The 21,294-nt window shown below is 67.3% G+C and carries 19 protein-coding genes; 9 read left to right on the top strand and 10 right to left on the bottom strand.

Features of this window, described 5'->3' with window-relative positions; translation table 11 throughout:
* The first annotated feature begins 134 nt into the window (after nucleotides 1-134).
* Nucleotides 135-2,894, top strand: a complete 2,760-nt coding sequence (locus tag ABE571_RS14990; RefSeq protein ID WP_346493978.1) for a TonB-dependent receptor — start codon at nucleotides 135-137, stop codon at nucleotides 2,892-2,894.
* A 94-nt stretch (nucleotides 2,895-2,988) separates the two neighbouring features.
* On the opposite strand, the gene ABE571_RS14985 is transcribed toward ABE571_RS14990, so the two are convergent.
* Together ABE571_RS14985 and ABE571_RS14980 are read right to left on the bottom strand one after the other, a co-directional pair.
* Nucleotides 2,989-3,366 (bottom strand): hypothetical protein, encoded by a 378-nt coding sequence (locus ABE571_RS14985; RefSeq protein WP_346493976.1) that lies wholly within the window; start codon nucleotides 3,364-3,366, stop codon nucleotides 2,989-2,991.
* A gap of 289 nt (nucleotides 3,367-3,655) precedes the next feature.
* On the bottom strand, nucleotides 3,656-5,269 hold the full coding sequence (locus tag ABE571_RS14980; RefSeq protein WP_346493974.1) for an alpha-glucosidase: 1,614 nt from the start codon (nucleotides 5,267-5,269) through the stop codon (nucleotides 3,656-3,658).
* Nucleotides 5,270-5,573: 304 nt separating this feature from the next.
* Here ABE571_RS14980 and ABE571_RS14975 point away from each other — a divergent pair, with 304 nt between their 5' ends.
* Nucleotides 5,574-6,572 carry a polyprenyl synthetase family protein gene (locus tag ABE571_RS14975; RefSeq protein ID WP_346493972.1) on the top strand — a complete coding sequence of 333 codons (999 nt, stop codon included), beginning with the start codon at nucleotides 5,574-5,576 and terminating at the stop codon, nucleotides 6,570-6,572.
* 30 nt (nucleotides 6,573-6,602) lie between these two features.
* Here the strand turns inward: ABE571_RS14975 and ABE571_RS14970 are convergent, their stop codons facing one another.
* Nucleotides 6,603-7,403, bottom strand: a complete 801-nt coding sequence (locus ABE571_RS14970) for a dienelactone hydrolase family protein (protein ID WP_346463885.1) — start codon at nucleotides 7,401-7,403, stop codon at nucleotides 6,603-6,605.
* A 149-nt stretch (nucleotides 7,404-7,552) separates the two neighbouring features.
* On the opposite strand from ABE571_RS14970, the gene ABE571_RS14965 reads away from it, so the two are divergent.
* Complete coding sequence (locus ABE571_RS14965; RefSeq protein ID WP_346493970.1) at nucleotides 7,553-8,149, top strand: SMI1/KNR4 family protein; 597 nt, start codon at nucleotides 7,553-7,555, stop codon at nucleotides 8,147-8,149.
* 48 nt (nucleotides 8,150-8,197) lie between these two features.
* Here the strand turns inward: ABE571_RS14965 and murD are convergent, their stop codons facing one another.
* From murD to ABE571_RS14950, 3 genes are read right to left on the bottom strand one after another with little or no spacing between them, the layout of a single operon-like run.
* Entirely contained in the window at nucleotides 8,198-9,607 is a 1,410-nt protein-coding gene (murD, locus tag ABE571_RS14960) for a UDP-N-acetylmuramoyl-L-alanine--D-glutamate ligase (RefSeq protein WP_346493968.1), read from the bottom strand.
* Entirely contained in the window at nucleotides 9,588-10,940 is a 1,353-nt protein-coding gene (gene murL, locus ABE571_RS14955; protein WP_346493966.1) for a UDP-N-acetyl-alpha-D-muramoyl-L-alanyl-L-glutamate epimerase, read from the bottom strand. Before murL ends, murD begins: the two co-directional genes overlap by 20 nt.
* Before the next feature lie 33 nt (nucleotides 10,941-10,973).
* Entirely contained in the window at nucleotides 10,974-13,577 is a 2,604-nt protein-coding gene (locus ABE571_RS14950) for a bifunctional aspartate kinase/diaminopimelate decarboxylase (protein ID WP_346493964.1), read from the bottom strand.
* A gap of 205 nt (nucleotides 13,578-13,782) precedes the next feature.
* Between ABE571_RS14950 and ABE571_RS14945 the strand changes: the two genes are divergently transcribed.
* Nucleotides 13,783-14,658, top strand: a complete 876-nt coding sequence (locus tag ABE571_RS14945; protein WP_346463878.1) for a PhzF family phenazine biosynthesis protein — start codon at nucleotides 13,783-13,785, stop codon at nucleotides 14,656-14,658.
* A gap of 16 nt (nucleotides 14,659-14,674) precedes the next feature.
* On the opposite strand, the gene ABE571_RS14940 is transcribed toward ABE571_RS14945, so the two are convergent.
* Nucleotides 14,675-16,348: an amidohydrolase gene (locus tag ABE571_RS14940; RefSeq protein ID WP_346493962.1), complete on the bottom strand. Its 1,674-nt coding sequence runs from the start codon at nucleotides 16,346-16,348 to the stop codon at nucleotides 14,675-14,677.
* Between the two features lie 85 nt (nucleotides 16,349-16,433).
* Nucleotides 16,434-16,868 carry an OsmC family protein gene (locus ABE571_RS14935; RefSeq protein ID WP_123728599.1) on the bottom strand — a complete coding sequence of 145 codons (435 nt, stop codon included), beginning with the start codon at nucleotides 16,866-16,868 and terminating at the stop codon, nucleotides 16,434-16,436.
* Nucleotides 16,869-17,232: 364 nt separating this feature from the next.
* On the opposite strand from ABE571_RS14935, the gene ABE571_RS14930 reads away from it, so the two are divergent.
* From ABE571_RS14930 to ABE571_RS14915, 4 genes are all read left to right on the top strand, one after another.
* A complete protein-coding gene (locus ABE571_RS14930; RefSeq protein WP_019185677.1) occupies nucleotides 17,233-17,631 on the top strand; it encodes an HU family DNA-binding protein in 399 nt (132 codons plus the stop codon).
* A gap of 225 nt (nucleotides 17,632-17,856) precedes the next feature.
* Nucleotides 17,857-18,201 (top strand): DUF3861 family protein, encoded by a 345-nt coding sequence (locus ABE571_RS14925; RefSeq protein ID WP_313217492.1) that lies wholly within the window; start codon nucleotides 17,857-17,859, stop codon nucleotides 18,199-18,201.
* A 52-nt stretch (nucleotides 18,202-18,253) separates the two neighbouring features.
* Nucleotides 18,254-18,790, top strand: coding sequence for a hypothetical protein (locus ABE571_RS14920; protein WP_346493960.1), 537 nt, complete (start codon nucleotides 18,254-18,256; stop codon nucleotides 18,788-18,790).
* 102 nt (nucleotides 18,791-18,892) lie between these two features.
* The gene (locus ABE571_RS14915; RefSeq protein ID WP_313212432.1) at nucleotides 18,893-19,489 is read left to right on the top strand and encodes a DUF1439 domain-containing protein; all 597 of its coding nucleotides are present in this window, start codon (nucleotides 18,893-18,895) and stop codon (nucleotides 19,487-19,489) included.
* A 39-nt stretch (nucleotides 19,490-19,528) separates the two neighbouring features.
* Here ABE571_RS14915 and ABE571_RS14910 read toward each other — a convergent pair whose 3' ends face one another.
* Nucleotides 19,529-20,071: a type 1 glutamine amidotransferase domain-containing protein gene (locus ABE571_RS14910; RefSeq protein ID WP_346463871.1), complete on the bottom strand. Its 543-nt coding sequence runs from the start codon at nucleotides 20,069-20,071 to the stop codon at nucleotides 19,529-19,531.
* A 121-nt stretch (nucleotides 20,072-20,192) separates the two neighbouring features.
* On the bottom strand, nucleotides 20,193-20,660 hold the full coding sequence (locus ABE571_RS14905) for an SET domain-containing protein-lysine N-methyltransferase (RefSeq protein WP_176990804.1): 468 nt from the start codon (nucleotides 20,658-20,660) through the stop codon (nucleotides 20,193-20,195).
* Nucleotides 20,661-20,832: 172 nt separating this feature from the next.
* On the opposite strand from ABE571_RS14905, the gene ABE571_RS14900 reads away from it, so the two are divergent.
* Nucleotides 20,833-21,285: an SUF system Fe-S cluster assembly regulator gene (locus ABE571_RS14900; RefSeq protein ID WP_026070170.1), complete on the top strand. Its 453-nt coding sequence runs from the start codon at nucleotides 20,833-20,835 to the stop codon at nucleotides 21,283-21,285.
* Nucleotides 21,286-21,294 lie beyond the last annotated feature (9 nt).

Raw genomic sequence — 21,294 nt, 5'->3', positions numbered from 1 at the left:
ACGTATGCAGGGTGATTCCCACAGCCGATGCGCTGCCTACCATAGCCACGCAGTCAACGGCCACCGCGCCATGACGCTCCCGGGTCCTCCGGGCAACCAAAAAAACGATTGGCAACATTGCCTGGGAGGGGAAAATGTTGAACCGCAAGCGCAGCGCGCTGAGTCTCGCGCTGGCCGTCGCCCTGACGCCGTTGATGGCGTCGGCGCAGACCGCCGAACCCAGTACCACCACTGCACGGACCGGCACCGCGGCGACCAATCTGGACACCGTCCAGGTCACCGGCATCCGCCGCGGCATCGAGAACGCGATCGCGATCAAGCAGGACGCGACCTCGGTGGTCGAAGCGATTTCGGCCGAGGACATCGGCAAGCTGCCCGACGTGAGCATCGCCGAATCGCTGGGCCGCCTGCCCGGTCTGGCCGCCCAGCGGGTGGCCGGGCGTGCCCAGGTGATCAGCGTGCGCGGCCTGTCGCCCGACTTTGCCACCACGCTGCTCAATGGACGCGAAGTGGTCAGCACCGGTGACAACCGCAGCGTCGAGTTCGATCAGTACCCTTCGGAGCTGGTCAACGGCGTGACCGTGTACAAGACCCCGGACGCCGCCCTGGTCGGCCAGGGCCTGTCGGGCACCATCGACATGCAGACCGTGCGCCCGCTGAGCTTCGCCGAGCGCGTGATCGCGATCAGCGGCCGCTACCAGAAGAGCTCGCTGGGCAAGGCCGCCAATGTCGATCCGTACGGCAACCGCTTCAGCGCCAGCTACATCGACCAGTTCCTCGACAACACCTTGGGCATCTCGATCGGCTACGCGCACAGCGACATGTCCATCCAGGAGAACCAGGTCGGGCTGTACGAACCGTGGACCACCGAGCAGACCGACCAGGGCAACCGCCCCGGCCTGGCCCCGGGCACGGTGTTCTCCGACGGCATCAAGGCGCTGCGCCGCACCGGTAACAACGAGCGCGACGGCGTGATGGCCACCGTCCAGTTCCGCCCGTCGAACGTGTGGACCAGCACCCTGGATGCGTTCCACACCGAAGCCGAGCAGATCGATACCGCCAACCAGTTCGAGGTCAACCTCAGCAACTACAACGGCGGCTATACCCCGGGCCTGCTGATCACCAACCCGCAGATCAACGCCGATGGCACCTTCGCCGGCGGCGTGGCGACCGGCGTGTATCCGCTGGTGCGCGGCATGTACAACAAGCGCAAGGACAAGATCGACGCGTTCGGCTGGAACAACGAGTTCAACTTCGAGCGGGTCAAGGTTGTCGCCGATGTGAACTACTCCAAGGCCACGCGCAACGAACTGAACCTGGAGAACAACCTGCAGCTCACGCCGATGCCGCAGCTGGATTCGGTCGGGGTGGTGGTCAAGCCGGAGGGGTTCTCGCAGATCAGCCCGGGGCTGGACTATTCCAACCCGGACGCGCTGTTCCTGACCAACACCATCTACGGCTCCGGCTACGGCAAGGTGCCGATGGTCGAAGACCGCCTGAAGGGCGCCCGCCTGCAGGCCACCTTTGCGATGCCCGATTCGCTGCCGTGGTTCTCCGATGTGGACGTGGGCGTGAACTACGCCGACCGCCGCAAGGACAAGACCCAGGCCGAGGGCAACATCCTGCTCGGCGACCAGGGCGATGCCCACATCGCCGGTGACCTGCAGTACGCACCGGTCAACCTGGGCTTCGCCGGCATCGGCTACATCCCCGCCTGGAACGTCCCGGCCGCGGTGGACCGCTACATGGTCTTCAACCCGGTCACCAACCTGGACTACCTGATTCCCAAGGCCTGGACGGTGCAGGAAAAGACCAGCACCGCCTGGATCCGCGCCAACATCAACACCGACCTGGGCGAGGTGGGCCTGCGCGGCAACATCGGCGTGCAGATGGTGCGCACCGACCAGAGCTCGCAGTCCAACTACTTCGACCGCTCGCGTCCGGACGGCCAGAACATCCTGCCGATCGATGACGGCAAGACCTACACCGATTGGCTGCCGAGCTTGAACCTGGCCTTCATGTTCCCGCACCAGCAGACGCTGCGTTTCGCCGTGGCCAAGCAGGTGGCACGCCCGCGCGTGGACCAGATGCGCGCCGGCCTGGAGTTCGGCGTGGACACCGCCACCGGCAAGCCCGGCGGCAGCGGCGGCAACCCGCTGCTGGATCCGTGGCGCGCCAATGCGATCGATCTGTCCTACGAAAAGTACTTCGGTGAAAAGGCGTATGTGGCGGCTGCGGTGTTCTTCAAGGATCTCAAGTCCTACGTCTACACGCAGTCGCGCGATGACTACGACTTCAGCGATCTGCTGGCCAGCTACGTACCGCCGCCGGGCATGATCGTGCCGGTGCTGCCGACCGGCACCTTCTCGGCCCCTCAGAACGGCCAGGGTGGCAAGCTCAAGGGCCTGGAGCTGACCGCCTCGTTCCCGCTGGAGATGCTGACCGAGACCTTGCGTGGCTTCGGCGTGCAGGCCAGTGCGACGTTCAACGACAGCGACATCAAGATCCTGGATCCGGAAAGCGCGTCCAGCGTGGGCAGCGATCCGATCAGCCTGCCCGGCCTGTCCGAGCGCGTGTACAACTTCACGGCGTACTACGAGCGCAGTGGGTTCGAGGCCCGCGTGAGCCAACGCCGCCGTTCGGATTTCATCGGTGAGATCGGCAACTTCAACGGCAACCGGACGCTGCGGTATGTGGTCGGTGAGAACGTGACGGATGCGCAGGTCAGCTACACCTTCGCGGACAGCAGCAGTCTGCATGGGCTGACGCTGTTGCTGCAGGGAAGCAATCTGACCAACGAGCCGTATCGCACCTACGCTGGCACGAAGGATCGACCGCTGGAGTACGTGGAGTGGGGCCGCACGTACATGCTGGGTGTGAACTACAAGTTCTGATTGAGCTTGCTTCAGCGACGTAATGGCAACATCGAAGAACCCGCTGCTTGTGCAGCGGGTTTTTTTGTTGGCTTTTCTCTGCCCCTGAAGAGCGTCAGCGCCGGCTGTCATTGGCCTGGTCGGGGCTGTGTGGGTTCGCGGGACGCGCCGTAAACCCATCCATGGGGGCTCGTGAGCCGCATCCATGCGGCACAACGGTCCCGCCAAGCCACACACCCCCGCCCTTCGACAGGTGGTTGGTTGCCATGGCAGTGCAGTGCGAAGCGAAGCAACGCAACGCGACGCGACGCGGCGGAGGATCGAACGCGGTATCTGCGGTTAGGGCCAGCTCGAGCAGTTCCGCCGCCTCGACACTTTTGACCGTGCCGACCACGTCGAACGCCCCGATTGCCCTGACCGCCCGGACTGTTCCGCTCCCACCGACCAGACCGATCAACCCGATCATCTCGACCGCGCTGGCCGATCCGACCATTGCGCATGCTTCAGCTGCTAGCGTCGCTTTTCCCTTGCGCACCAGCCCATTGTCAAAGGGCGGGCACGGGTGGGTTGGCGGGACCATGAGCGCCATGGATGGCGCGACATGAGCCTACACGGACGTACTTGCGGTGGCGCGGGGGCCCCCCACCCCACCCGGGCCCGCCCAAACCAGCACAAGCGCAGCCCAACGCGCCGTTGCCGTTGCTGTGGCCCAACGCACGAACGCAAGACAAAAAAAGGGCGAGGCACCCGGCCCCGCCCTCTCAATACCACCGGAAACCCACTCAGCCGCGTCGCGCGCAAAACATCGACTGCGCCGGCAACACCAACTCACCACCGACCACCTCGCCGACATCCGGACCCGGCACATGCATCGCCTGCCAATCACCCACCGGCAGCGCAACCCGAGCCGTCCCGGCCGACAGATTGAACGCCAACAGCAACGTCTCCTCCCCGTGCACCCGCTCGAACATCAACACCGGCTCGGCGCACTCGAGGAAACGAATATCCCCCACCAACAGCGTCGGCATCGTCCGCCGCCATGCCAGGAACTGACGGAACGCGTTCAACACCGAATGCGGATCCTGTTCCTGCGTCGCCACCGACGCGGCCTGATGCTCCGCCGGAATCGGCAGCCACGGCTCGCCCGTCGTGAAGCCCGCCTTCGGCGCATCCAGCCACGGCATCGGCGTACGGCAACCGTCGCGGCCCTTGAAGTTCGGCCAGAACGTAATGCCGTACGGGTCCTGCAGCGCCTCGAACGGCACGTCCGCCTCGCCCAACCCCAGTTCCTCGCCCTGGTACAGGCAGATCGAACCGCGCAGCGAGCACAGCATGGCCACCAGCATCCGCGCCAGGCGCGGTTGGGCCGGATGGCCACCCCAGCGCGTCACCGCACGCTCCACATCGTGGTTGGAGATCGCCCAGCACGGCCAGCCTTCGGTCATGGTGGCTTCCAGCCGTGACACGGTGTCGCGGATGTAACCGGCGCTGAAATCCTTCACCAGCAGCTCGAAGCTGTAGCCCATGTGCAGGCGGCCCGGGGCGGTGTACTCGGCCGTGGTCGCCAGCGAATCTTCCGCGGAGATCTCGCCCAGGCTGACCGAGCCCGGGTACGCGTCCAGCAGCACGCGCAGCCGCTCGATGAAGCCGATGTTCTCCGGCTGGGTGTTGTTGTAGTAGTGGTACTGATAGGCGTACGGATTGTCCGCGCTGAAGCCACGGCCGAGGCGCTTTTCCAGCGGCTTGGCCGGGTTGTCACGCAGTTGTGCGTCGTGGAAACAGAAGTTGATCGAATCCAGGCGGAAGCCATCCACGCCACGGTCGAGCCAGAACCGCACGTAATCCAACGTGGCCTGCTGCACCGCCGGATTGTGGAAGTTCAGGTCGGGCTGGTCGGCCAGGAAGTTGTGCAGGAAATACTGCTCGCGGCGCGGCTCCCACTGCCAGGCCACGCCGCCGAAGATCGACATCCAGTTGTTGGGCGGGGTGCCGTCCTCGCGTGGATCGGCCCACACGTACCAGTCCGCCTTGGGATTGGTGCGGTCCTGCCGGCTCTCCTGGAACCAGGCATGGTCGATCGAGGTATGGCTGAACACCTGGTCGATCATCACCTTCAAACCCAGCGCGTGCGCCTTGGCGAGCAACTGGTCAAAATCGGCGAGCGTGCCGAACAACGGATCGACGTCGCGGTGGTCGGCGATGTCATAGCCGAAGTCGGCCATCGGCGATTTGAAGAACGGCGACACCCAGATCGCGTCGACGCCGAGCGCGGCGACATAGTCCAGGCGCTCGATGATGCCGGGCAGGTCGCCCACGCCATCGCCGTTGGCGTCCAGGAAACTGCGCGGGTAGATCTGATAGATGACGGCACCGCGCCACCATGGAGACTGCGACATTGGGGCCCCCCTTCGGGCTTCCACGGCACCCGCGAGGGGGCCAGAAACGAACCCGACAAGCTTAGCGGGGTGCCTCCAGCGGTGGGGTCGCATGCATACGTATTCACGCCGGATCGCGGTGCGCGGGGCGTTCCGGGCCTCCGGTCAGGCGGCGGCTCGCCCGGCATATGGCCGGGGGCCGGCGGCCAAGGTCGGCACGATCCGGCGCCCTGCCCCGCGCCTTGATCGGGCCGCCGGCGCGTCTTCGCAGGCGGAATACGAGCGCACCGCCTATAATTCCGCCCAAGCCTGAAAGTCAGACCGCATGACCATCACCGAAGACACCCGCCCCGCGCTGGGCCTGCCCCAGATCCAGACGCTCGCCGCGCCCGACATGGACGCCGTCGATGCGCTGATTCGTCGCCGACTGTCCTCGGATGTCGTGCTGATCAACCAGATCGCCGACCACATCATCTCGGCCGGCGGCAAGCGCCTGCGCCCGATGCTGGTGATGCTGGCTGGCCACGCGGTCGGCCAGGCCGGCCCGGAACACCACCAGCTGGCGGCCATCATCGAGTTCATCCACACCTCGACCCTGCTGCATGACGACGTGGTGGACGAATCCAGCCTGCGGCGTGGCCGCAGCACCGCCAATGCGCTGTGGGGCAATGCCCCGAGCGTGCTGGTAGGCGATTTCCTGTACTCGCGCAGCTTCCAGCTGATGGTCGAACTGGACCGCATGCCGGTCATGCGCATCCTGGCCGACACCACCAACCGGATCGCCGAGGGTGAGGTACTGCAGCTGCTGCATGTCCACAACCCGGATACGGACGAAGCCGCTTACCTGCGCGTGATCGAGCGCAAGACCGCGGTGCTGTTCGCTGCCGGCACCCGTCTGGGCGCGCTGGCCAGCGGCGTGGACGAAGCCACCCAGCAGGCGCTGTACGACTACGGCATGAACCTGGGCTACGCCTTCCAGATCGCCGATGACGTGCTGGACTACTCGGCCAATGCCGATGAGCTGGGCAAGAACCTGGGCGACGATCTTGCCGAGGGCAAGGCCACCCTGCCGCTGATCCACGCGATGGCGCATTCCGATGCGACCACCCGTGACCGCCTGCGCGAGATCGTGCAGAACGGTGACGCCGAGGCGATGCCGGAGGTGCTGGCGGCCATCCACGCCACCGGCGGGCTGGAGTACAGCCGCGCCCGTGCCGAGGAATACGCCGATGCCGCCGAGCGTGCGCTCGACGGCCTGGCCGACAACGATGCCGTGGCCGCGCTTCGCGGGCTGGCCCGTTACGCGGTGCAGCGCTCGCATTGATCGGAAAGCGTGCCGACCAACGGTTGGCACCTACCGGCGTGTCGTCTCGAACCGCTCCTCGAAGAACTCATCCAGCGCCTTCCACGCGCGCTTGGCCGCGCGCTCGTTGTACTGGCACCCCGGCGGACTGTTCGCATCCGACTCGGCAAAGCAGTGCACCGCCCCGCTGTAGTTGGTGAACGCCCAATCGACCTGGGCGGCGTTCATTTCCTGCTCGAAGCTGGCGATGTCGTCCTTGCTCACGCTCTTGTCGTCGGCGCCATTGAGCACCAGCACGGAGGGATGGGTGCCACCGGCCTTGGCCGGCAGCGGCGAGCCCAGCCCACCGTGCAGGCTGACCACACCGGCCAGCGGTGCGCCGGCGCGCGCCATCTCCAGCACCGTGGTGCCGCCGAAGCAGAACCCGACCGCGCCGATCCGGCTGGCATCCAGCGGTGCCTTGCCGGCCTGCGCCTTCAACACCTCGATCGCCTTGAGCGCACGCGCCCGCAGCACCGGACGGTCATTGCGCAGCTTGGTCGCCACCGGACCGGCCTCGGCATCGGTCTTCGGACGCACACCCTTGCCGTACACATCGGCCACCAGCACCACATAGTCATCGCCGGCCAGCTGCTTGGCCTTGGCGATGGCCGAATCGTTGACCCCCTTCCAGTTGGGCACCATCACCAGGCCCGGGCGTTTGTCGTTGTCGCTGTCGTCGTAGACCAGCACCCCGCTGAAGGTGGTGCCGTCCTGGGTCCACTCCACCGGCTTGGCCTGCATCGCCGCCAGCGCGGGCAGCGCCGTCATGCCCAACAGCACCGCCGCACCCCACCGCCATTGCCTGTTCATGCGTCTGCTCCCGACAGAAAGAGCCCCGAGTGTATGACGGCCGGTTGACGAGACCGTGTAGAAGCGCCGGCGCGACGTGCAACCCCGTGAATGAACTACCTCCGTCCCTGTTATGGCAGGCTGGCCGCCCCCTTTGCATGGAACCCCGCATGAGCCTTGTCGATCGTTTCCTTTCCGGCCTGGTGCCGCGCCTGCCCCACGACGATGCGCGGATGTGGGCCTGGGTCGAGGGCGCCAGCACGGCCGATCTGCAGCGCCTGCGCGAGCGCTGGCCGCAGGTGCCCGAGAGCCTGGTGGCGCTGCTGGGGCGGGTCGATGGCACGCATTTCCGCCCCTACCCGGGTGGCGAGGCGGTGGTGCTGATGCTGGGCTCGGATGTCGAGGAGGGGCATTACCCCTACTACCTGCGTTCGGTGGACCAGATATTCGAGGACAGCGCGCAGTGGGATGACAGCATCCGCTCGATCTACGAGGAATGGCTGGAGGAAGACCCCGAGATCCTCGGCGAGGGCATCGATGCGGATCTGCCGATGGGCAAGCGCCTGTGCTTCTCGCACTGCATGAACAACGGCGGCACGTCGATGCTGTACCTGGATTTCGACCCCGCGCCGGGCGGCACGGTCGGCCAGGTGGTGCGCTACCTGCACGACCCGGACAGCTATGCCGTGATCGCACCGGGTTTCGATGCGTACCTGCAGCAGCTCATCGACGGGGATTACGCGTTCATCGATGAGGAAGAAGCCTGATTGCAGGATCCCACGCAGCCGACCAACGGTCGGCTCTACCGTGGCACGTTATGCGATCCCGATGCCCGGGATCGCCGTGATCGCATCGGGATCAAACCCCGCCAGTTCGGCGAAGTGCCGGCCACGCGCGACGTAGTCGCGGTACACGCCGTAGCTCGGCGCACCCGGCGACAGCAGCACCACCCCGCCCTGCCCGCCGAGCGCGGCCTGCGCCAGCCGCATGGCGTCGGGCAGATCGGTAGCGGCATGCAGACCGAAACGGCCGGCATCGGCCAGCGGCTGCAGCAGCGCGTGGATACGCGGGCCGTTGGCGCCCATGGTGACGATCTCCACCGGCGGCACGTCGTGGGCCATGTGCGCGACGAAGTCGTGCCAGTCCACGCCACGATCATGGCCGCCCACCAGCAGCGCGATGCGGCGACCGGCGAAGCATTCCAGCGCCGCCAGGCTTGCGTGCGGCGTGGTGCTGATCGAATCGTTGACGAAGGTGATCCCCTCGCGCGCACCGATGGTCTGCAGGCGGTTGGGGAGCGGGCGGAAGGCCTGCACCGCCGGGGCCAGGGCCACCGCGTCCAGGCCCAGCGCCTCGATCGCCGCCAGCACCGCGCACAGGTTGCCGCGGTTGTGTCGGCCGGGCAGCGGCGTGTGTGAGGTGTCGAACACGGCCTGCTCGCCGCGATGCACGACATCGCCGCGCATATGCCAGCCCAGCGGCTGGTTGAACCAGATGACCTCGCTCTCCGGCAGCGACAACGCTGCCAGGTGCGGGTCGGCCGAATTGAGCACCGCGATCCGCGGCGCGGCCCCGGTGACCAGCTGCAGCTTGTCGTCGATGTAGCGTGCTTCGCTGCCGTGCCAATCCAGGTGCTCGGGGAACAGGTTCAGCACGATGGCGACCTGCGGGTGCGCGCCACTGCGCGCAACCTCGCCGGTCTGGTAGCTGGAGAGCTCCACCGCCCAGTACTGCGGCACCGGCTGCGGGTCGAGCACTTCCAGCAGCGGCAGGCCGATGTTGCCGATCAGCCCGGTGCGCGCGCCCGAGGCGCGCAGCAGATGCGCCAGCAGCGCGGTGGTGGTGCTCTTGCCCTTGGTGCCGGTCACGCACACGGTATCGTGCACGATGCCGTCGGCGGCGGCCTGTTCGGCGAACCACAGCGAGGTACCGCCGATGAACTGCGTGCCCTGCGCCGTGGCGTGCAACGCAGCGTCGCCATACGGGCTGATGCCCGGCGACTTGATCACCACCTCGAACGCGGCCAGCGCCTCGCCGGTGACATCCGAACGGACCGTCAGCGCGCCGTGGGTTTCCTCGCGCGCACCGGTGGCCTCGGCCTCCGGGCAGAACAGGGTCAGCGGCAGCGACGGCAGCCGCTGCTGCAGGACGCGAAACGCGGCGCGTCCCTCACGTCCCCATCCCCACAATGCAACGCGTTTGCCATCAAGCTGCGAAATTCGCACGCAGACGCTCCCAGATCGCCGGCGGAATGCGGTGCTCGCCTTCCAGTGCCAGCAGCGGTTCGATCTGCAGTTCAGTAGCGTCCAGCTGCGGGCGGATCTCGTGGACGAAGCGCTTCACCAATGCGTCTTCATTCCACTCCGGGCGCGCGGCCAGGGTCGCCATCGCGGCGCGCGATTCGCGGCCTTCGCCCACGCACTCGAACGGCTTGTGGTCCTGGAATTCCAGCAGCGCATCGAAGCCCGGGGCCTGCTCGATATCGTCGAGCAGGTTGCGGCCGAAGATGCCGACCAGGCGCATCTTGGGCATGAACGGGGCCAGCGCCAGGAACACGAAGTGGCACTTCGGGCAGACGCCGCACCAGCGGTTCACCGGGCGCTCGCCCAGGATGTGGAAATTGCGGTTGCAGCTGGAGAAATGCGCGTCGTAGCCATCGCGCTTGGCGAACTGACGCGCCACCGCCAGCTCCGAGAGCGGGCGCAGCAGCGAGTAGTAATGCAGGTCTGCGGCGACATGCTGCTCCAGGTGCTCACCGAAGGCCTGCTCGAACGCCCAGCCCTTCGACCACTGGTGATTGACCTCGCCGGTGCCCGGAATCTGGCTGCCATAGCTGGCCGAGCGCTCGTTGGAGAACACCACCTGGTCCACGCCCTGCAGCAGCGCGGCCAGCACCAGGATCGCCGAGTTCACCGCGGTGACCGGGATATGGCCGTTCCAGGCACCCTGGCGGTTGAGCTCGAACAGCTCCGGGGCCAGCGTGCGGCCGATGTTGAGGATCGGCAGGCCGGTGCGCTCGGCGCAGGCACGGATCAGCTGCGAGCCGCCGATCCACGTGACCGTTTCGGCGATGCCCAGGCTGCGCAGCGCTTCGATGCTGACCAGCGAATCCTTGCCGCCGCCGATGGCGACCAGCGCGTGTTCGCGCAGGCCCAGCACCGGTGCGGTGAAGGCCTCGCCCTCCACCGGCAGGCGGAAGCGGCCACGCAGGTTCAGGCCATTGCGGTAGGCGAATTCGCCCAGACCGTTGAGGTACACCGTCTCGACCAGCGCAGCGGTGGCCGCATCGATCGTGTAGCTGTCGATACGCACCTGTTCGGGCACGCCGGCCTTGTAGTAGCTCACGCCGGCCATCAGGTGCAGCAGGCGCAGGGCGCGCTGCACTGCCTCGGCGCGGTCACCCTCGAGCGCGAACGGCGCGCCCGGAATGGTCACCGTCTCGATCAATTCCGGGCCGTCATCGAAGGCGTAGACCAGCTGCGCCACGCCGGTGTCCGCGGCGAAGTCGCAGCGGACGAAGCGGAAAACGGCAACCTGGTGTTTATCAAAAGCAGTCATGGTGTATCCGGTTTGGAAGGCGGCAGGCAGCGGTCAAGGACCATCATCGATGACGTCCTCGCGCGGCATCTCGCGCTGGTTGTAAGTGTTGGCCATGACGTAGCCATACGCGCCGGCGTCGGCGATCAGCATCACATCGTCCGGCGCGGTCGAGGCCGGCAGGCGGCGGCGCTTGCCGAACACATCGCTGGATTCGCAGATCGGGCCGACCACATCGAACATCGCTTCGGAGTAGCCGCTCAGGCGGCTGAGGTTCTCGATGTCATGCCAGGCGTCGTACAGCGCCGGACGCATCAGCGTGTTCATGCCTGCATCCAGGCCGACGCGGCGGATGCCATCCTTCTCCACCACCTGGGTGGCCCGCGCCAGCAGCACGCCGGACTCGGCCACCAGGTAGCGACCCGGTTCGATCGCCAGGCGGAACGCCGGGTGCACGGCCTTCACTTCGGCCAGGCCGATCGCCCAGGCCTCCAGATCGAACGGCTCGTCGTCGGCGCTGTACGGGATCGGCAGGCCACCGCCGATATCGATGGTCTCGATGCTGCCGATGCGGCGGGCGAACCCAGCCAGTTCATCGCACATCAGGCGCCAGTGCTGCGCGGTTTCCACGCCGCTGCCCAGGTGCGCATGCAGGCCGACCACGCGGGTGCCCAGCTCGCCGGCAATGCGCACAAACTCATCCACGCGGGCGATCGGCAGGCCGAACTTGGAGTCCTTGCCGCCGGTGCGGACCTTGGCATGGTGGCCTTCGCCACGGCCCAGGTCCACGCGCAGCCACAGCTCGCGGTTGCTGAACAGTTCCGGCCAGCGCTGCAGGGCTTCCACGTTGTCCAGGGTAACGGTCACGCCCAGCGCGAACGCGGCATCGTACTCGGCATGCGGCGCGAAGCTGGGGGTGAACAGCACGCGCTTGGGCGACAGCGTCGGCAGCGTGTTGAACACGTGCTTGAGCTCGCCGTGCGACACGCACTCCAGGCCGAAGCCTTCCTGCTCCAGCACCTCCAGGATGGCCGGGTGCGAGTTGGCCTTGATCGCGTAGTAGCGCTGGTCGATCGCCTTGATCGCGTTCAGCGCGCGCGCACGCGCCCGTACCGTCGGCAGGTTGTAGACGTAGCGCGGCGTACCGGCCTGGGCAAGCGTCAGCAGGTGCTCGCGCTGGCCCCGCCACCAGGCGGTTTCGCGCGGGCGGATGGTGCCGGCGATTTCGCGCCAGCGCGGGCCGAACACTTCGCCCTCTTCCACCGGCATCGCGCCGCTGTCGATCAGCTCGGCGTGCAGGATCGGCAGCAGGCCGTCCGCGTCCGCTTCGTCGATGACGAAGGTCAGGTTCAAGTCGTTGGAAGACTGCGAAATCATGTGCACACGTTCGCGGCCGAAGGTGGCCCACACGTCCGAGAGCTTGTGCAGCATCGAGCGCATGCCGCGGCCGACCAGGGTGATCGCCGCGCACGGCACGATGATCTTGACCTTGCAGATCTGCGACAGATCGGCCGACAGCGCGGCCAGCACATCGGTGCTGACCAGGTTTTCGGACGGGTCCAGCGAGACGGTCACGTTGGTTTCGGCCGAACCGATCAGGTCCACGGAGAGGCCATGCTTCTTGAACAGCCCGAACACGTCGGCCAGGAAGCCGACCTGCTGCCACATGCCGATGCCTTCCATCGAGACCAGCACGATGCCGTTGCGGCGGCTGATCGCCTTTACGCCCGGCACCGCCGCGGCATTGCCGTCGATGCTGGTGCCCGGCAGCTCGGGGCGCTCGGTATCCAGGATCGCCATCGGCACGCCGGCATCGCGGCACGGCTTGATCGAACGCGGGTGCAGCACCTTGGCGCCGGTCGTCGCGATTTCCTGTGCTTCGTAATAGTCCAATCGGGTCAGCAGGCGCGCGTCAGGCACGTCCTTCGGGTTGGCGCTGAACATGCCCGGCACATCCGTCCAGATCTCCACGCGGCTGGCACCGAGCAGCGCACCGAAGTACGCCGCCGAGGTATCCGAACCGCCGCGACCGAGGATGGCGGTGCCGCCATCGGCGTGGCGGGAGATGAAGCCCTGGGTGATCAGCATGCGGGTCGGCTGGGCGCGGAAACGCGTGGCCCAATCGGCCTCGGCACGCCACTGACAGTTCACCGACAGGCGCTGCGACCACTCGCTCTGGCTGGGCTGCGGCGGCAGCGCATCGAGCCACTCGCGCGCGTCCATCCAGCCGAAATCCAGGCCACTGGCGCGCAGGTAGGCCGCACCGACGGTGGAGGACAGCAGTTCGCCCTGGCCCAGCACCTCGGCCTGCCACTCCAGCGGCCGACCGGCGGCACGCGGATCGTCCAGCAGCCCGGCCAGCGCGTCCAGACGCACGTCCAGCGCGGTGGCGTCCAGCTCCAGCTCGGTCAGGAATTCGCGGTGGCGCGCGACCAGCGCGGCGATACGGTCGCGGCTGTCGGCGGCGCCATCGGCGATCGCGGTGAGTTCATTGGTCACCCCGGACAGCGCCGATACCACCACCAGCACGCGCGAGCCCGTTTCTTCCGCCCGTTTTTTCGCCAGTTTGCCGATGGTGTCCCAGCGGTGACGACGCGACACGGAGGTGCCGCCGAACTTCAGTACGATCCAGCGATCGACAAGGGGGGAAGCTGACATGGAGGTGGAGGTTTGGGTAGTGAGGGGGATCGCCCGGCACGCCGGGCCGAACCCCCGATTCTATGCCAAGCCTGCCCGTTGCAGGGCCAGGGCGGCCCAGGTCGGGTGGATTTGTCCCCGGACCGGTGCGCAGGCCGCCACACAGGGCCCGGAACAAGGCCCCGGTTGGTAAGCTGCCCGCCCGTTTTTCGTTGAGCGCCCCGCCATGACCTCCCGTCGTTTCCTGCAGCTGGATGTGTTCTCGCCCTACCCCGGCGCCGGCAACCCGCTGGCCGTCGTGCTCGATGCACAGGGCCTGGACGAGACGGCGATGCAGGCCATCGCCCGCTGGACCCGGCTGCCGGAGACCACCTTCGTGTTCCCGCCTGCAGCCCCGGGCGCGAGCTACGGCATCCGCATGTTCAGCCCGCAGAAGGAAGTCCCGTTCGCCGGCCACCCCAGCGTGGGCACCGCGCATGCCGTGCTGGAGCTGGGCGTGGCCGCACCGGTCGAGGGCATGCTGGTCCAGGACGGCATCGCCGGGGCCCTGCCGCTACGCGTGGACGGCAGCGGTGAGGCCCGCACCATCGCGATCCGTACCCCGCGCGCCGCGGTGGCCGAAGTGACCACGGCCGCCGACCCGCGCCTGCAGGCCGCGCTGGCGGGCTGGCCGCTGGGCCATCTGCCGCCGGCGCGCATGGCCGGTGGCCGCAGCTGGTGGGTGGTCGAACTCGCTGACGAGGCCGCCCTGCGCGCGCTCACCCCGGATTGGCATGCCGTGGCGACCTTGGCCGAGGCCACCGACAGCATGGGGGTCTTCGCCTATGCACGCAGCCAGGGCCAGGCGTGGGATCTTGCGGTGCGTGCGTTCGTCGGCAACGGTCGCCGCTTTGAAGATGCCGCCTCCGGTGCGGCCAATGCGGTGCTGGCTGCCTGGCTGGACAGCCGCGACGCGCTGCCTGGCACCGCGCACGGCTATGTGGTCAGCCAGGGTCGCGAAGTGGGCCACGATGCGCGCCTGACCCTGCGCATCGATGACCATGGCGATGTCTGGTCCGGTGGCCAGGTGCAGACCGTCATCCGCGGCACGCTGGACTGGTGATCCCGGCGGCGGCGCGTCAACGCGCCGCGTCGTACACCGGTGCGCCATCGACCCAGGTCGAGCGCACCTGCAGGTCCGCCAGTTCGGTAGGCGCGATGCTGAGCGGATCGCGATCGAGCACGACGAAATCCGCGCGCAGGCCGGGCTGCAACCGGCCGACCTGGGCCTCGTCATGGCCTGCCCACGCGGCGTCGGCAGTGAACCCCCGCAGCGCTTCGGCCGCGGTCAGGCGCTGATCGGGCTGCCAGCCCGCCGGCGGTTGGCCGGCACGGTCCTGGCGGGTGACCGCGGCATACAGGCCCAGGCGGGGATCCACCTGTTCCACCGGGAAATCCGAACCAAGCGCAAGACGGGCACCGGAGCCCAGCATCCGCCGCCACGCATAGGCCCCGAGGATGCGCTCGGGACCGACCCGATCCTGCGCCCAGCCCATGTCCGAGGTGGCGTGGGCAGGTTGCATCGAGGCGATCACGCCGAGGTGGGCAAAGCGCGGAATGTCCTCCAGCGCCACCACCTGCGCATGCTCGATCCGCCAGCGATGGTCGCTGCCACGGCGCTCGCCCAGCACCCTGGCATAGGTATCCAGTGCGATCCGGTTGCCACGATCCCCGATCGCATGGGTGGCGACCTGGACATGACAGCTATCGGCTTTGCGCACCGCCGTTTCGAAATCGGCCGGCGAGGTCACCAGCAGCCCACGGTTGTGCGGATCGTCGCTGTAATCGGCCAGCAGCGCGGCACCGCGGCTGCCCAGCGCGCCGTCCATGAAGAGCTTGACCCCGCGCATTTCCAGGCGGCCACCGGCATGCTGGTACGCGCCCTGCGCACACAGATCCGCGAGGGCATCGCCATTGCCATCGGCATACGCATCGATGCGCAGCGGCAGCGCGCCGGCATCGGCGAAGCGGCGCATCAGGGCCAGATCGGCGCGCGATACGCCCATGTCGTGCACACCGGTCAGGCCTTGGCTGACCGCTTTATCCAGTGCGCGGGTCAGCATCTGCTCGCGGGCGGCGTCGCTGGGCGTTGGGATCGCCGCCTGCACCAGGCTCATCGCTTCATCGATGAACACCCCGCTCGGCTGCCCCTTGGCATCGCGCACGATGCGCCCACCGGCCGGCTGCCAGTTGCCCTTCAACGCGCGTTGGCCCGGCTGCCGTGCGACCGCGCGCAGTGCCGCACTGTTGCCCCAGCCCGCGTGACCATCGATGCGACCCAGCCAGACCGGCCGGTCCGGGAACGCCGCGTCGAGATCGGCCACCGTCGGGAACCGTTTGTCCGGCCACCGGTTCTGGTCCCAGCCGCTGCCCAGCAGCCAGCCCTCGGGATTGTCGGCCGCAAAGCGCTGCAGGCGCGCCACGATGTCCTGGGTGCCGGTCGCGCCGGTCAGGTCGGCCTGCATCAGGGTGCCACCCAGGAACATCAGGTGTGCATGCGCATCGATCAGCCCCGGGATCACGGTGGCTTGGCCGACGTCGGTCAGCGCTGCCAGCGGATACAGCGTCAACAGTGCCTGGCGATCACCGACGGCGAGCACGCGCCCGGTGCCGGTATCCCACGCCAGCGCGGTGGCGGCGGGCGTGTCGGGATCCCCGGTATGGATGGTCGCGGCGGTCAGCAGGCGCACATCGGCCTGCGCGGTGCCGGCCAGCAGGCAGGCCATCAGGGCGGCAAAAGCGGTCGGACGCATGCAGATACCCCACAACAGGAAAGCGGCGACTATGCGGCCGCCGCTTTCCCATCACAATCTGCTGTGCACCAATGGCGGGCGCGGATCAGCCGGCCAACTCGGCCTCAAGGCTGATCGGTACCGCACTCAGCGCCTTGGACACCGGACAGTTCTGCTTGGCGTCATCGGCGATGGCACGGAACTGGGTGGCCTCGATGTTCGGCACTACGGCCTTCACCTTCAACGTGATCTGCGACAGCTGGGGGCCCCCCTCCATCGAGAGGTCCACCTTGGCTTCGGTATCCAGCGAGGTCGGCACGAAACCGGCCTCGGTGAGCTTGGCCGACAGCGCCATCGTGAAGCAGCCGGCGTGTGCGGCGGCGATCAGTTCTTCCGGGTTGGTGCCCTTCTCATCACCGAAGCGGCTGCTGAAGGCATAGCGGGTTTTGTCCATCAAGCCGCTCTGGGGCGTGCTCAATTGTCCCTTGCCTGTCTTGAGGTCACCTTCCCAATGCGCGGTGGCATGACGCGAAATACCCATCGTTGATCTCCTGCGGGATGAATGGCCAAGCCAGCCTAGACCGCCCCGCGTTAGCACCGTGTCTGGCCGCCGTCAGCGCCACGGCAGGCGGCGCTCCCAGCTGAATCGGCCATCAAGATCGATGCTGTTTTCAAGTAGTTTTCGTGCGACAGTCGGGGTGCGACGGTCCATGACCGATGGCCTCCGCCGCGAGGGCGGACCCTGTTTTTTGGCTATGACCTGATGCACTGCGGTAACGAAGGGCGTGGAAATCACCAATTTTTATGCGTTTGCCTATTGGCGGCGCCCCATAGTTGCCCTACATTTCGCTTGCCGACGGGGTTCGGCGCGACCAAACAACCAACCGTTCACGGAACAGGAAACCATGGCAAAGACCGCTAAGAAGGCTGCCCCGAAGAAGGCAGTAAAGAAAGTCGCTACGAAGGCAGCCGCGAAGCCGGCCGCTCCCAAGCCGATCAAGGAAGTGCTGAGCAAGTCTGGTCTGGTTGCACACATCGTTGAAGCGTCCGGCGTTGTCGCCAAGGACGTGCGCGCCGTGCTCGCCTCGCTGGAAGGCGCCGTCGCCGCTTCGGTGCACAAGAAGGGCGCGGGCAGCTTCACCCTGCCGGGCCTGCTGAAGATCTCCACCGTCAGCGTGCCGGCCAAGCCGAAGCGCAAGGGCATCAACCCGTTCACCAAGGAAGAGCAGTGGTTCGCCGCCAAGCCGGCGTCCACCAAGCTGAAGGTGCGTCCGCTCAAGAAGCTCAAGGATGCCGCGCTCTAATCTGCGCGCTTCCTGCAGCACCCGGACGGGACGGCATATGCCGTCCCGTTTTTTTTGGTGACGCGCGCGCAGCGAAACACAGCGTTGCCAGAGACGTGTGCGGCGCCCACGTGGCGCGAAGATGCCTGTCCTGCCGCGATCCACGGCATCGCGGAACCGAGCGGAACGCACAGGGTGGAACACTGCGTGCGACCGCGCCTGTCGCCGCGACACACATCGCAGCCTATGGTGGCCTTGTCCCCCACCGCGCAGGCAGCCATGGCCAGCTCTTCTTCCCAGCGTTACCGCATCACCGTCACCCCGATCGAAAAGGACGGCCTGCAGTGCAGCGGGCGCTGCACCATCGAGCTGGAGCATCGTGCGCAGCAGGATTGGATGCGCCTGCTGGAAATCGCGCGGCGCAACACCGGGCTCAGCGGTGACGAACGTGCCGCGGCCATCGTGGCCACCCAGCTGCTGCGCGATCTTGCCCAACGCCACGCCGAGGAACCCAGCCACCCGCTCACCGTGCTGCAACCGCAGCTGGATGAGGTGCTCGCCGCGCTGGAGTCGATCCAGGGCGCGCCCTGAGCCAAGCGCCGGGCGTGGCGCTACACTCGGCGCTCTCCGGGGAGAGTCCTGCATGCGCCGCGCCGTCCTGTTGCTTCCGTTGCTGTTCCTGCAGGGCTGCTCCTGCCAGCAGCAGCCGCCCCTGACCGAGTCAGCTGCGGCGCGCGAAGGCGCAGCGCACGCCGATGACGTGCCACCTCAGCACAGTGCACCGACGCCCCCACCCACCGCCGCGGCACCGACCGCACTCAGTGCAGTGGCCGCGGACGCACTGGATGAGCCCTCGCTGGTGCATCGCTATCTGAGTGCATTGGCGCAGGGCGACGTCGCCACCGCCGACGCACAGTGGACCGGCGGCGGACCGGGCGGCCACCCGGACGATGCCGCCCTTCGCGCATTGCCCGACTTCCGCGGGCTGCGCATCAAGACCAGCGCCCCGATCGCACGGGACACCGCCGAGCCCTCCCGGCTGCGCGAAGTGCCGGTCCAGATCCGGGTCAGCACCGGGACCAGCACGCTGCGTTTCGAGGGCTGGTATCGGCTGCAACCCCGCGCGGATGGGAGCGGGTGGGAGATCCATGGCGCCTCGATCCAGCCGGTACTGAACTGACTGCATCGGCAGGGCGCACCGGCGCATCCTGACCGCGTACGTCAAAGCTGGATTCAGCCGCGCGCGCTATTGTTGGCATCTCATTCCCCACGGCCTGCCGCCATGAACGTTCGCCCGCTGTTGTCCCGCCTCGCCGCCTGCACCGTGCTGCTGGCCGCCGCCATCGGCGCGCAGGCCGCGCCCAGCGTCTCCGGCCGCCAGTTGTCGGTCGGCGCCGCCGATGTGCAGCAGTACCTCGATGGCAGCTTCCCGCGCACGCAGAATGCGCTGGGGGGCCTGATCGCAATGACGATGAGCCATCCGCAGCTGACCCTTCCGCAGGGCAGCCGGCTGGACCTGGGCTTCGATGTCGCCATGGCGACCGCCGGCGGCAACCCGGCGCCGCTGGGCAAAGTGAAGCTGAGCAGCGGCCTGCGCTATGACGCGCAGACCCAGGGCTTCCACCTGCAGGAGCCGACGGTCGACGATTTCACCCCGGCCAACAACGGCGGCAAGCTGGATTCGCGTACGCGCGGCCTGCTCAATGCCTGGCTCACCGATTACGCCCAGCGCGAGCCGATCTACAAGATCGACCCGAGCGTGGCCGCGGTGCTCGGCACGCTGCAGGTGCAGTCGGCGCAGGTGGAGAACGGCAAGCTGGTGGTCACCTTCAACCAGGATCTCGGCGCGCTGGTGCCGGCCGGGCTGCTCAGCAACTAACGCGATGGTGGGCACCGACCTGGGTCGGTGCCCACACGATCAACCGGCCAACGCCTTGGCCACCGCATCGGCGAAGGCGGGAATATCACCCGGCTTGCGGCTGGTGATCAGGCTACCATCCACCACCACTTCGGCATCGGTCCACTCCGCACCGGCATTGCCCAGATCGGTTTTCAGCGACGGCCACGAGGTCACCTTGCGGCCCTTGGCCAGGCCAGACTCGACCAGCAGCCACGGGCCGTGGCAGATCGCGGCCACCGGCTTGCCCGCCCCACCGAAGGCCTTGATCAGCGCGACCGCATCGGTGTCGATGCGCAGTTTGTCGGGATTGATCACGCCGCCGGGCAGAACCAGCGCGTCGTAATCGTCGGCCTTGGCGCCTTTCAGCGGTGCATCGACCGTGACCTCCTCGCCCCAGTCCTTGTCTTTCCAGCCGCGGATCGTGCGGGCGTCACCCGGGGCGATCACCTTGACCGAAGCGCCCCAGGATTCCAGCAGGCGCTTGGGTTCCTGCAGCTCGGACTGTTCGAAGCCATCGGTGGCGAGGATCGCGATGTGCTTGCCGTTGAGTACGTGTGCCATGGAGCGGCTCCAGTAAGTAGGAGCGCTCAGTGTGGCCACGGCCGCATTGGGCGGCGGTGACCACGATGTGCACATCGTGTCGGGACAGCCACCGGCCCACGGCCGGTGGCGACCGGAGGGATCAGCGCTTGGGCTGCAGCATCGTGCCGGTGCACTTCTTCGACCCGCAGCGGCATTCCCAGATCTTCTTCAGGCGCGCGGTGTGACGCTCGGCCAGGGTGATGCCGTAGTTGTAGGTCAATTCATCGCCCGGCTTGATGTCCTTGATCGCCTCGATGAACACCTTGTCCTCGCGGCGGTTGTCACCCTCGGCTTCCTCGATCACCGCTTCGCAGTTCGGATCGCAGCTGTGGTTGAGCCAGCGCGCGTCGTTGCCCTTGTAGTTCGCATCGATGACGTAGTCGTCGTTCAGGGTGAACAGGAAGGTATGACCGCTCTCCACATCCCCGGTGTCGTCGGCATCCACGTCGGCGTGGCTGCGCAGCAGACCCTTGTACTGGATGACCCGCTCGCCCTTCTTGATCGGCGCCAGCGCGAACACGCCATTGCCATGGATGGTGGACTTGCGGGCCTGGATCTTCTTGGGCATCTGGCTGACCGTTGCGGTGGGAAGCCCCGATTCTCGCTTAATCTTTGTGATTGCCAAAGCGATGCGGTTCAATACGCGTCCCAGGCCGCCCTGCGGGCGCCTGAACGGGCGGGTTGGATGCCGCCGGAGAAAAGCGTACAATTTCAGTCCGCTTTATGGTTCTGCACCCCACATGCTCCGCGTCACCAAGCTCACCGATTACGCCACCGTCGTGCTGACCGTGCTCGCTGCCCGCCCGGGCGAGGTGCTCAGTGCCACTGAACTGGCCGAGTTCGCCCGTCTGGAACCGCCCACCGTCAGCAAGCTGCTCAAGCCGCTGGCCCAGGCCGGCTTGGTCGAAGGCCTGCGCGGCGTCCGTGGCGGCTACCGGCTGACCCGCGCGGCAGACCAGATCACGCTGTTCGAGATCGTGGAAGCCATGGAAGGGCCGCTGGGCCTGACCGAGTGCGCCCACGACCACAGCCAGTGCGGCCGCGAGCTGCAGTGTGGCGCGCGCAGCAGCTGGCGGATGATCAACGACGTGGTGTCCGAAGCGCTGCGCGCGGTCACCCTGGCGCAGATCCTGCCCCCTCTTCCCCTTGTTGACGCCCACCGCCGCGCGATCGCGGCGGATGTCGTCTCCTGATCAGGCAGC

The organism is Stenotrophomonas sp. TWI273 (genome assembly GCF_039674765.1).
GTDB lineage: Bacteria > Pseudomonadota > Gammaproteobacteria > Xanthomonadales > Xanthomonadaceae > Stenotrophomonas.
This window is presented reverse-complemented; position numbering and strand designations above follow the sequence as displayed.